Raw genomic sequence first — 12,058 nt, forward strand, 5'->3', positions numbered from 1 at the left:
TTTGTTTACAACATGGATTAATTTAACTCAACAATCCCAATAATTCTTTCTTGGTTAAATTCTTGAATAAACTTCCATCCGTTTGGATCAGATCCTTAACCAGATCTTTTTTCGTGGCCTGAAGTTTCATAATTTTCTCTTCAATGGTATCAGGGCAGATTAAGCGCACAGCCATTACATTTTTATGCTGACCAATCCGGTATGCCCGGTCTATGGCCTGGTTTTCTACAGCAGGGTTCCACCAAGGGTCTACCAGGTAAACATAATCGGCTTCGGTAAGGTTCAATCCGGTACCCCCAGCCTTTAAACTGATCAGGAAAACCGGAATATCGGCGTTTTGTTGAAATGAGCTAACTACTTCGGCTCTTTTACGGGTTTGCCCGGTAAGGTATTCGTATTTAATGCCCCGGTTTTCCAATTGCTTTTTAATCAGATCGAGCATGGTTACAAATTGAGAAAAAACCAGGATTTTATGCTTTCCGGCCTTGCTTTCAATCTGCTCCATCAATATATCAATTTTTGATGATGCCTGTAAATAAGATTTTCCATCAGCCAATAATGCGGCCGAATTGCAGATCTGCCTTAGGGTGGTTATACTCTTCAGCACATGCATCGAACTTTTAGGCAGTTCATCTTCCTGTTTACCCAGAATAAAATCCTGAATTTCCTTTTTGTTCGCTTCGTATACTTCGCGCTGCTCAGCTCCCATTTCGCAGTACAGTACAATTTCCGTTTTATCGGGAAGTTCTTTTGCCACCTGTTCTTTTGTTCTGCGCAGAATAAACGGTCTTATTTTTTGCTGAAGTTCATCTGCCCTTCTGCTATCCTTAAACTGATCGATAGGGGTAGAATATAAATCGGCAAACTGCTGTTTACTGCCAAACAAACCGGGGCAAGCGAATGACAGCTGCCCATACAAATCAAAGGTATTGTTCTCTATCGGCGTTCCCGTCATCGTTACTTTATTCCTCGATTGCAGCATCCGAACCGCTTTATAACGTTGCGAATCTGGGTTTTTGATCAGCTGCGATTCATCTAAAAAGATATAGTTAAAGCGATAATCCTTTAAGAAACGGATATCAGAAAGCAGCGTTCCATAAGAGGTTAAGATGATTTCATAGTCATCGAAAGTATCAGTCGTTTTGGTGCGTTCGCCAGCATAAATGGTTTTTACTTTTATAGATGGTGCAAATTTCTCTACCTCGGCCTTCCAGTTAAATATTAACGACGCCGGAACCACCACCAGATTTGTATTGTGTTTTACTTTTTCTCGCTGTGATAAAATGAAAGCCAAAACCTGGATGGTTTTACCCAATCCCATATCATCGGCCAAACAAGAACCAAAGTTAAAATCATCCAAAAAATTGAGCCAGTTTAGGCCGTCTTTCTGGTAATGGCGTAACGTTGCTGTTAAACCTTTTGGTACTTCCACTTCCTGAATCGAATCAGTCCCTTCAAATTTCTGTTTGTAAAGTTTCAATTCGTTCTTTACATCACCATCTAACAAAGCATCTTCATAAAGTTCGTTTATAGAAGCAAACTTAATTTTTGGCGTAAGGATGGCATCTTCGGTTACTTCACCTGCATTAAAATAAGCAGCAAATTTTTCGATCCATTCATGTGGCAGGATGCCTTGTGTTCCATCATCAAGCGTTACAAACTTACTTTTGTTCCTGATCGATTTATGCAGATGCTTCAGCGCAACCTGTTGTTTGCCAAACTTTACTTTTACCTTGGTTTCGAACCAATCTGTTCCACTTAAAACCTCAATATTAATTTTAGCCTGAAATGCGCTCAGTTTATTGTTTTTAAGTTGGTTGAAGCCTAAAATATGAATGCCTTTGTTCCGCCATACTTCAAAAGCTTCTAGAAACCAGGCCTCTTCCAGGAACCGTTTGCGGTGCAGGTAAAAAGAATCGTTGGTTTCCTGATCGTAGAAATAAGGATGCTGTTTCAGCACGTTTCCAATAAACTGCAGTTCTGCCTTTTCATCACGGTGCAAGGTGAACAGGTTGCCCAATTTATCCTGCGCCTGGATCTGTTTTTTAGACAATACAGGTATTTCTAAATTCCCATAGCGCATTACCGGCGTGAGGAGAATATAATCTTCAGATTCTGAGAGGTAGATCAATTGCTCGTTTTCAAGATCAAAACCTTTTTCTTCGATCTGGCTTTTGGTAGCAGGTTTTAAATAAGAATAATCTACATGGATACTGCCCTCTAAAGGCACCAAAATAACCTTTTGGAACTCAGGATATTTTGTTTTATGCAGGATTAATCTGTTGCTCTGCTTTTTAAAAAACCCAATTACGCGTAGAAAATCGAGTCTGCCAATTAAATAAAGTTGATTGTTAAGTTTAACAAAATATTGGTGTACCAATACCAGGTTATCCAACTCGTAAGATTTGCCTTCGATGATCAACCGGCCTGTAATTTCATAATAATCATCGCGTTGGTTTACAGAAAGACGCAGGTCTACTTCTAATAAATGAACATCAACTGCTGTAATGGTCGACGCTTGAATAGCGACAGACTGCTTACTATCCTGCAGGTAAAAAGGGATCTGTTCAGGGTTTTTAACGATTGCTTTTAAGGCTTCGATCTCCGCCTCACTTTGATCGCTATTGTAATTCTGTTGAAAAGTGGTAATGCCACTATAAAACTTTACCTGATCGTTATCATCTGTTTTAAAAAGCAAATCAGCTGGATTGATTCCTTTTATAGGATTTTTAACCTTGCCACTTTTAGTGGTTTCGGCTTCAAATAATTCTACAGTTAAATTATTGTAATAGCGGTGTTGCCCAAAAACCAGGATCATTTTACCCTGATCTTTTTTAGCTTGTACTTTTATTTTGGATTTATTTGCCGGAAGTAAAAGTTCCTGCAAATTTTGTTGTGCTTCTTTATTGAATGGCTGAAGGGCATCCATTTTTGGACGGATATCTAGCTGACCATTTTCATATTTCACGTTAAAAAGAAGATCGAGGTTTTCTTCTTTTTCTAAACCATAGTCAATTGCAATTTTTAAAAGTTTTTGCTTCCGAAGGTTAGCATCGAAGAAAATAAGCAGATCCTGACGCTGAAGAATATTGTATAAAACCCTTGCCTGATGCTCACACAATTTATGTTTTGGTGTAGCACAACGACAAGAAAGTTTTACGGAGTTTGAGTGCTGCTGCACCTGAACAATTGGGAAGGGTAATCCAGAGGCCTCATCGCTAAAGGCTGCAAAATCGATTTCAATCTGTTCAGGGAAAAGCTGGTAAAAGCCTTTAACATCAGTATGGATCAATCCGCTTAAATGTTTGAGGATAACAATCTGGCTCAGATTTTTCAGGTTAAAATCTGTCAAAATATAATCGTAAGGATTTTGTTCTGATACTAGATGCGCGGTTACCTGTTCACTCATTTAAACTAAAATAGCTAAGTGATAAAAGTAATCATTAATAAGTTTTAGCTAAAACCTCTTTTTAGGTTTTTATGCACAATTAATTAAGAAAACGTTAATATCGATGAGTTCCATTGTAGTGTCGTCATCTCGACTGGAGCACAGCGAAATGGAGAGATCTATGAGCTGTAATAATAGATTTTTCGGCTGCGATCGAAATGACGGGTCTCCTATTTTAAAGCGACTTACGCAGGTTCAAGTAAAAAGGCACTGCTATCTTTTCAGTTTTTCCGTTGAGAATAAATTCGGCAGCTTGAGCGCCCAGTTCGCTAAAATCAGTTGAAATGGTGGTAATCCCATCCAAAATAATCTTTTTTAAAGGTGTTTCGTTATAAGAAATTACACCAACATCTTTCCCGATTTTAAGTTTTTGGGCAATTAAACGCTCAATGAGCATCACCAGATCGTCTTCCATCAGGTTAATGTACACCTCCCCAGGATTAATTTCTTCGTCTTTAATGTTATGAATTACTTTATGATCGAAAGCATATTGCTGGCAGAACCTATAAAAACCGGTTAGAATCTCGTGCGGAAAATAGCTGTTCTTTGGGAAGATAATTTTTAAGGTTCGGTAATGGGAAAGCCGGTCTAACGCCTGTTCTAAAGCCGCATAAATATCCTGTGCAAAGTTTTCATAAGCCGCAGCATAATCGCCAGTTACTCCTGGCAACAATTTATCAAGGATAACTAGTTTTTCTTTTGGAATGGTATTGATAATTTCGTGTGCATTTTCGCCTCCTTCTAAAAAATGAGGAATGATTACAAAGTGCGAATAATCATCGCGTTTGGTAACGATCATTTTTTTAAACAGTGCGAAATCGTTGTTGTAGATATAAAAATCTATCGCAGCACGCTCACCCAATGTTTTTGTAAACGAATCGTAAATGATCTTTTTGTGCGTACTGAGTTTATTAAAAAGCAGACAGACCTTTAGTTTACGCGAGAAATCGGTATTGATAATAAAATAGCCCTTTCCCGGCACAGAATCTACAACCCCAAGTTTCCGGAGGTTGCGGTAACCTTTTTCGGCAGTATCTCTCGACATTTCCAAACTGAAGCTCAGTTCATTAATAGACGGCAATAAACTATTTTTCAGAAGTTTACCACTTTCAATTGCGGCCAAAATAGCATTGGTTAACTGCTTGTATTTTGGCGTCGACGAGTACTCATCGACGTTAATGTAGGGGATTAAATCTTCTGGTTTCAAAATGGTTATATTGATATAGGAAATTCTAATATAAGGAAATTCCTAAAAATCTAGTGTACGTTGTATGGCAGAATAGTATTTTAACTGGATCATATCCGTTGGTGCAGGGTTTTCGTTCCAGGCATCATTTATTGCTAAGGCCGTTCCTATCGCCGTAGCCTGCGAAACTGAAGATGCATAAACCTCAATATCTGGAATAGAAGTAGCCAAAAGATGCATATAAATTGCATTTTTACCGAAACCACCATCTACAAAAATCCTTTTCACACCTGCATTTAAAATCAGCTTTAACGAGTAAATCTGCTGTTTGATCAGATCAAAAATTAATTGGTGATAGGCTTCTTCTGCCGTTTGAAAGAGGTTCAGATCACGCTCCGGGAAAGCAGAATTTGCTGAAAAGCCCTGTTGCTCCTGTTGGTTTTCAGGAATTTTATTGGCCAGTTTCAAAATCATTGAAGGATTAAACTTCAAATGTTTAAACAGATAGGCGGCACGATCGAAATGTTCTGCTATACGCTTAAGCTGTACTTCATGCTCATAACCAGCAAAAATACGCGAAGCCTTTACCGCTTTGCCTTTAAAGTGCATGTAACACAGACAATCCTGTTTAAGTTCTTCCGCAGTTAAAGGTTCCTGGTTAAAAGGGTTTAAACTGATACACCATGTTCCGGTTGAGATGAGTACAAATGGTGTGTTAAAATTGGCCAGGTAAGGAATCAGTGCTGCAGAACTATCATGCAGGCCAACTCCAACTTTTATGTCATTCCCTTCAAAACTAGTTTTCAGGCTGGAATCTGCAGGGGTAAATGAACCAAATTTCTCATCGATTTTCTCGGCAGTAACCCAAGTATGGTATTCACTTTTATTGAAATCCCAAAGCTGGGTATGACAGCCTATACTGGTAATATCGGCCACGGCTTTACCCGTAATTAAATAACTTAAATATTGGGGCAGGTGTAAAGCCCACTTTACTTTTTTAAATATTTCAGGCTTTTCATTTTTCAGGCGATACAATTGCATCCCTGAATTTAAGCTGCCCAAAATTGGTGAGGCCGTTTCTAACGAAATCTTCTCCTCACCTCCGTATTTTGTATAAAAAGCTGTTTTAAGCTCCTCTGGGTATTCTTTTAAATAGTTATAAAGTGGTGTTAGGGGATCGCCATTTTCATCAAGATAGACAAAACTGGCACCATAAGTAGAAAAGTTTATAGCCCTAACATCGAACTCTTTTAACTGCAAAACCTGATGCAGGGAATCGTAAACTGATGAACGCAGGCTTTCGAGATTTTCGCATGGTTCGCCATCTTCATCAACTGTTTCTACAAAACGTGCAGACCGTTCGTAAACAATACTGTAGTTTTCATCAATCAGAAACAGTTTTTTGTTCGTTTTTCCAACATCAAATATGGCAATAACAGGTTTAGGCATTTTCTATTTCTCTATTTACAAACCTGTGGCAACAGTATTTCCGCGGTGATTAACTAACTTAGTTCTAACTTCTAAACCGCGATATAAAGCGATTGGTGATAAAGCTGCTCCAGCCCTTAACCTGGCTTCGGCTACCAAAGCCCTTAAATCGCTCCGAAAAGTATGCTGTAAAATTTCCTGTGCTTTTGCTACATCGTTGTTGTTCTGCGCTTCGTTTAATGCTTTTCTATCAACCAATAAGGCTTGTGCATAAGCAATCATAATCGCTTCCACTGATTGTAATAAATCTTCTAGCGGGTCTTTCACATTGTGTGAAGCATCGATCATCCAACCTAAATCTTTTGCATGGTTCATGCCCTTTGCATCCATGCCTTCTACCAGCTCGTTAAAAATTAAGAACAACTGGTAAGGTTTAATGCTTCCGGCAGTTAAATCATCATCGCCGTATTTAGAATCATTAAAGTGGAAACCACCCAGTTTTCCTTCCATTAACAATAAAGCAACAATCTGCTCTATGTTTGCATTAGGCAAATGGTGACCTAAATCAACTAAAGTATAAGCTTTTTTACCCAGTTTGCTCGCATATAACAGTGATTGTCCCCAATCGCCAACCGTAGTTGAATAAAAATTAGGTTCGAAGGCTTTGTACTCCACAAACATTTTCCAATCTTCAGGCAGTGCTGAATAGATTTCTTGCAGACTTTCTAATGTATTTTCGAAAGCTTTACGGAAATTAAGCTGACCGGGGAAACAAGAACCATCGGCTAACCAAACGGTTAATGCATCAGATCCTAGCGCAATACCATGTTTAATTACTTCTATATTATGCTCAATCGCCTGTTTGCGGATGTCTTTATTTACATTCTGCAACGAACCAAATTTATAGCTATGTGCAGAACCTTTCTGATCTTGAAAGGTATTCGAGTTCATGGCATCGAATTTTAAACCATAGCTAGCTGCCAAAGTTTTTAACGCTTCAGCATTTTGAGGGATATCCCATGGAATGTGAAGCGAAATTGCTCCGCTTGCGCCATTAAGGGCATGAAGCAGACCAACGTCTTCAATTTTTTCTTCAATGGTACGTGGTTCACCGCCAGTAATGGCAAAACGGCCAAAACGTGTTCCACCTGTACCTAAAGCCCAGCTTGGAATGGCAATCTGAAAATCAACCAGTTTCTGGATTACGCTTTCTACATCAACATGCGCCCAATCTTCTTTTAGAAATGAAAGTTTGCGCTGATGCGAGGTTAAAAGGGAGTCGTTATGTTTTTCTATTTGGTTCTGCTCGATATTCATGAGAATATTTGGTTTATTAGGTTAATGTTGGGGCGATATAATCGCCGTTCTCGTTCATCCTCGTTCCAAACGGGGGCGATTATAAAAAAATTAAAGTCATTTCGGTCTGTGCCAGGCACAGACCGATTAAACAACTTACTAAAACTGATTTTTTTTGCCGTGGTCCGTGTCTCCACGGACCACTTATCTTATCTTCTTTTGATCTGTGGAGACACAAACCGTGGATTTAGCTATCTCACAAATGCCATGGCTACTCCGCCATCAACATTTAAAACATTACCGGTTGATTTGTGCAGCAAGCCACCCACAAAGGCGAAACAAGCATTGGCAATATCATCTGGTAATATAATCTGATTTAACAAAGTACGTTTCGCGTAATAAGCCGGTAGTTCTGCAACGGTAATTCCGTAAGCTTTTGCACGGCCTTCTGCCCAACCCCCTGCCCAGATATTACTATCGCTGATTACAGCATCAGGGTTAACCACATTTACACGGATATTATCGGCTCCCAATTCTGCAGCATTTAACCTGCTCAAATGTAACTGGGCAGCTTTTGCACTACCATAACCGGCATTATTCGGTCCGCTTACCAAAGCGTTCTTACTTACAATATTAATGATATCACCACCAATATTCTGCTTTTGCATCGTATTTGTTGCAGCCTGAGTGATAAAAAACTGACCTTTTACCAAAACATCATATAATAAGTCCCAATCCTTCTCGGTATGATCAGCAATGGTTTTAGAAATCGATAATCCTGCATTGTTTACAATAATATCGACTCCACCAAAAGCCAAAGCAGCCGAATCGAAAGCTTGTTTAATATCTGCTTCGCTGGTAACATTTAAAATTGCGGTACTGTAAGAATCTTTACCATACAGGCTTGCAAATTCCTTACCTGCTTCTTCCAAACGCTCGGCATTCATATCATTTAAAATCACCACGCCACCTTCTGCAACAAACTTTTTAGCAATCGCTTTACCTATACCACCTGCACTACCAGTAATCAAAGCAATTTTACCTGTTAAAGGTTTTGGCTTAGGCATACGCTGTAACTTCGCTTCTTCCAACAACCAATATTCGATATTAAATGCTTCCTGGTGCGGTAATGAAGTATATTCTGAAACGGCCTCAGCACCTTTCATTACGTTAATGGCATTGATATAGAATTCTGCAGCAACCCTTGCTGTTTGTTTATCTTTAGAGAAGGTAAACATTCCGATTCCAGGATATAAAATAACAACCGGATTAGTATCGCGAATGGCAGGACTGTTTGGATGTTTACAGGCTTCGTAATAAGCCGTGTACATTGCCCTATATGCCTCGAAAGCTGGCTCCAATGTTTCTTTTAGTGCTTTAACATCCGACAAATCGGCATCGCTTGCTAAAGTTAAAACCAGCGGACTGATTTTGGTGCGTAAAAAGTGATCAGGACAGCTTGTGCCCATTGGTGCAAGGCGATCAAGATCGTTAGAATTGATGAATTCTAAAACACGGCTGTCGTCGGTAAAATGACCGATCATATGCTGTTTAGAAGAACATAAGCCACGCAAAACAGGTGCTAAAGCAGCCGCTTGTTGTTTCCGCTGATCTGCTGCGGCACTTTCAATCTTTTGTCCTCCAAAAACAGGCCCTTTTTTACCATAGTTCTGGTTAAGGTAATCAGAACAGATTTCGATAACTTCTAAGGTATTCAGGTAACTTTCATAAGCCGTATCACCCCAGGTAAACAAACCGTGTGAGCCCAACATAATGCCACGGATGCCTGGATTTTCATCTAAACATTGTTTTAATTGCAGGCCCAGTTCGAAACCAGGTTTTTTCCATTCAACCCAGCCTATCGTTCCGCCAAATAATTCTTCGGTAATTTTTTTACCGTCTTTAGCCGCTGCGATGGCGATGGCCGCATCTGGATGCAAGTGATCGATATGCGCAAACGGCAGAAAACCATGCAAAGGGGTATCGATTGATGGCGCTTTAGAGCTTAAATCGAAAATACAGTGGTTAAAAAGTTCAACCATTTCATCTTCGTGTTCTACACCACGGTAAATATTTTTCAGACTACGCAAACGATCAACATATAATGCTGCAAGACCACTTTTCTTTAAGGTACCTAAATCGCCACCTGAACCTTTTACCCACATTACTTCGGTTTCTAGGCCGGTAAGCGGATCTTTTTCCAATACTTTACACGAGGTATTTCCACCTCCATAATTGGTTAAGCGTAAATCTGCACCCAATAAATTTGAGCGATAAATTAAGAGGGCAACTTCATCACCAGCAAGTTTTGCGGCTTCCTCTTCATCCCACAAATAGCTTACGTGCTTATAACTTTTCGTATCGATTGACATTCTTATATTCTATTTAAATTTTTATTTATTAACCTTTTATTGAATTACCATAACCAACAATGAGTACCGAAATGATGATGGTTAAAATACCCGCCAAAACAGTAATCAACGTTTTTCTCGACACACCTTTCCACTCTTTTAATACCAGCCCCCATACGTTGGCGATGAGAATGATAAAGGCCATGTGCAGAATCCACGAACTGGCGCCGTTGCCCATTTTGCTTTCGCCCATTCCGTAGAAAAAGAATTGTAAGAACCATGTAGTACCTGCCAGGGCAGAAAAAATATAGTTTTTTAACAGTGGCGTTTTTGCATTAGTATAATCGCCAAATGTTTTATTCCTTGCATTTAATACCATACACCAGATAAAATTAGTGGTTAGGCCTCCCCAAAGCACAATTACATAAGTAACGTTGTTCTGGAATAAGAAATTACCTGTTTCAGCAGGATTTGCCGCTTTCCAGATGGCATTCGCTGCATCAGCCATTGGCTTTCCGGCTTCAATACCAAAATTGAAACAGGCACTTAAAACACCAGAAACAATCCCCACAAACAAGCCAAGTCCGAATTTATATTCTGTTTTTACCTCCATCCCATGCGGATCGGTAATACCAGATTTCATTTCCTTTTCTTTCATCATACCTGCTTTACCGCAGATTACAATACCAATAACACAGACTAAAAGCCCCAGCAATACCATACGCCCCCAATCAGTGTGTAAAAACATGGTAAAAGTATCTTTACCTGCCTGTGGGAAAAAATCGAAGTAAATGGATGGCAGGATTGAACCCAAAACCATACAAAGTCCTAAAATGATACTACTCCCTAACGATACGCCCAGATAACGAACGCCTAAGCCATAGGTTAAACCTCCAATACCCCAAAGCACACCAAAAAAATAGGTTAACCATAAAATGCTACCGTTGGTACTGGTTATAATTGCCGTAAAATTCGGGATGGTTAAAAAAGCAGCAAGTGGCGGAACGATTAACCAAGAGAAGATTCCTCCAACGATCCAGTAACTTTCCCAGGCCCAGCCTTTAACTTTTTTGTACGGAATATAAAAACTTCCGGAGGCGAAACCACCGAAGAAATGAAAAATTACACCTAAAATTGCTTGCATGCTCTATTAATATATTTGGTTGCTCTAAAATAGAATATACAGTAATTTTAACTGTTATGCACTGTTATGGATAGGGATAATATGGGATTATTTAGTCGGAAGACAGAAGACGGGGTGGGGAAGTTGGGGCAAGGATATAGTTCTGCGCTGATCAGCGAAATCTGCGGGCAATAATGATGTTATAGTTTTCTCGCAGATTGAAGAAATGATCGCAGATTCTCCCCGCCATCAGATCGGATAACTATTTAATTCTTTATTGGTATTTCTTTTCGTTTGGAAAGATTGCTTCACCCTTTCCCAATATCCCTACGCTTCAGCTCGCAATGACGATTTATGTCGCTGGAAGCGCAGAAATCCCCTGAAAAATATCTTCAATTACCTCAACCGACTTGAGGATTTTATAGTGTCCTACATCTTCAAAAGATTTTGAACTTATCGCCGGATATTTATCCAGAAATTCTTTAAGGAATGGGTATGGCGAAATATGATCGGCTGGATCGAATGCCAGAAAATGATTTAAATCCGGACTTAGTTGATACAGTTCGGTCAGGTTAAAGTGGCTTACAGGAACGGGGAATTCTTTGGCAAAGTTACTGAAAAAGATATCCTGATCCTTGATGCCGATGTTCGCCGAATCGAGACTTTGTTCGAAGTTTTCTTTCAGCCTGATTAATGGTGCGATGCTAATGAGCAGATCGGGCGTAACACCCAGCTCTTGCAAAGCAATTACATTAGCCATGCCGCCAAGCGAATGCCCAATGAGGACATCTGGTTGTGCATAGTTTAAGGCAATAGATTTTACTGAACCGGCATATAACATCAGGTTGGAAAATTCAGAGATTGAGCTTCCGTTGCCAGGTGCATCAAAAGCAATGATTTCCAGGTCATCTATTTTCAGGAGTTCAATAATCAGCTCATAAAAATCTAAAGCCTTCGAAGCCCAGCCATGCGTAAGTAACACTTTACGTTTTCCATTCCCCCAGCTAAAGCAGTTAATGCTTATATCGGCATTGGTAAAATAGGCATCAAAAACCTTGAGGCTAAACTGTTTCGAGGTAGCAATAAGCTGTTCCTGATGCAGGCGTAATGGCATTTTGGGTGAGTAGAAAATAAACTCACGCATTAAAGCTGCATCAGGCGCCGCCTGTGTTAATTTTAGCTCGTTTACAATTTGTTTTAGCCTTTTCAATTCGAGCTTATTTATG

Annotated in this window: 7 protein-coding genes; all 7 read right to left on the bottom strand. The window is 39.6% G+C overall.

The genetic code is table 11. The features are described 5' to 3' along the window. Nucleotides 1-22: 22 nt before the first annotated feature. Nucleotides 23-3,409, bottom strand: a complete 3,387-nt coding sequence (locus tag LQ201_RS03650; protein WP_230145393.1) for a DEAD/DEAH box helicase — start codon at nucleotides 3,407-3,409, stop codon at nucleotides 23-25. Nucleotides 3,410-3,623: 214 nt separating this feature from the next. Further along, nucleotides 3,624-4,655, bottom strand: coding sequence for a GntR family transcriptional regulator (locus LQ201_RS03655; RefSeq protein WP_029277046.1), 1,032 nt, complete (start codon nucleotides 4,653-4,655; stop codon nucleotides 3,624-3,626). 42 nt (nucleotides 4,656-4,697) lie between these two features. Beyond that, a complete protein-coding gene (locus tag LQ201_RS03660; protein ID WP_230145394.1) occupies nucleotides 4,698-6,083 on the bottom strand; it encodes an FGGY-family carbohydrate kinase in 1,386 nt (461 codons plus the stop codon). Between the two features lie 15 nt (nucleotides 6,084-6,098). After that, entirely contained in the window at nucleotides 6,099-7,379 is a 1,281-nt protein-coding gene (locus LQ201_RS03665; RefSeq protein ID WP_230145395.1) for a sugar isomerase, read from the bottom strand. 230 nt (nucleotides 7,380-7,609) lie between these two features. Next, on the bottom strand, nucleotides 7,610-9,730 hold the full coding sequence (locus LQ201_RS03670; protein ID WP_230145396.1) for a bifunctional aldolase/short-chain dehydrogenase: 2,121 nt from the start codon (nucleotides 9,728-9,730) through the stop codon (nucleotides 7,610-7,612). Nucleotides 9,731-9,758: 28 nt separating this feature from the next. Then, on the bottom strand, nucleotides 9,759-10,853 hold the full coding sequence (rhaT, locus tag LQ201_RS03675) for an L-rhamnose/proton symporter RhaT (protein ID WP_131030897.1): 1,095 nt from the start codon (nucleotides 10,851-10,853) through the stop codon (nucleotides 9,759-9,761). Between the two features lie 331 nt (nucleotides 10,854-11,184). After that, complete coding sequence (locus LQ201_RS03680) at nucleotides 11,185-12,042, bottom strand: alpha/beta fold hydrolase (protein WP_230145397.1); 858 nt, start codon at nucleotides 12,040-12,042, stop codon at nucleotides 11,185-11,187. Nucleotides 12,043-12,058 lie beyond the last annotated feature (16 nt).

The sequence above is a fragment of the Pedobacter sp. Bi126 genome, from assembly GCF_918698245.1.
GTDB lineage: Bacteria > Bacteroidota > Bacteroidia > Sphingobacteriales > Sphingobacteriaceae > Pedobacter.

Bases quoted from the DNA above. Each gene is read 5' to 3' on its own strand.
- LQ201_RS03650 (WP_230145393.1), bottom strand. From the start codon at position 3,409: ATGAGTGAACAGGTAACCGCGCATCTAGTATCAGAACAAAATCCTTAC.
- LQ201_RS03660 (WP_230145394.1), bottom strand. From the start codon at position 6,083: ATGCCTAAACCTGTTATTGCCATATTTGATGTTGGAAAAACGAACAAA.
- LQ201_RS03665 (WP_230145395.1), bottom strand. From the start codon at position 7,379: ATGAATATCGAGCAGAACCAAATAGAAAAACATAACGACTCCCTTTTA.
- LQ201_RS03670 (WP_230145396.1), bottom strand. From the start codon at position 9,730: ATGTCAATCGATACGAAAAGTTATAAGCACGTAAGCTATTTGTGGGAT.
- rhaT (WP_131030897.1), bottom strand. From the start codon at position 10,853: ATGCAAGCAATTTTAGGTGTAATTTTTCATTTCTTCGGTGGTTTCGCC.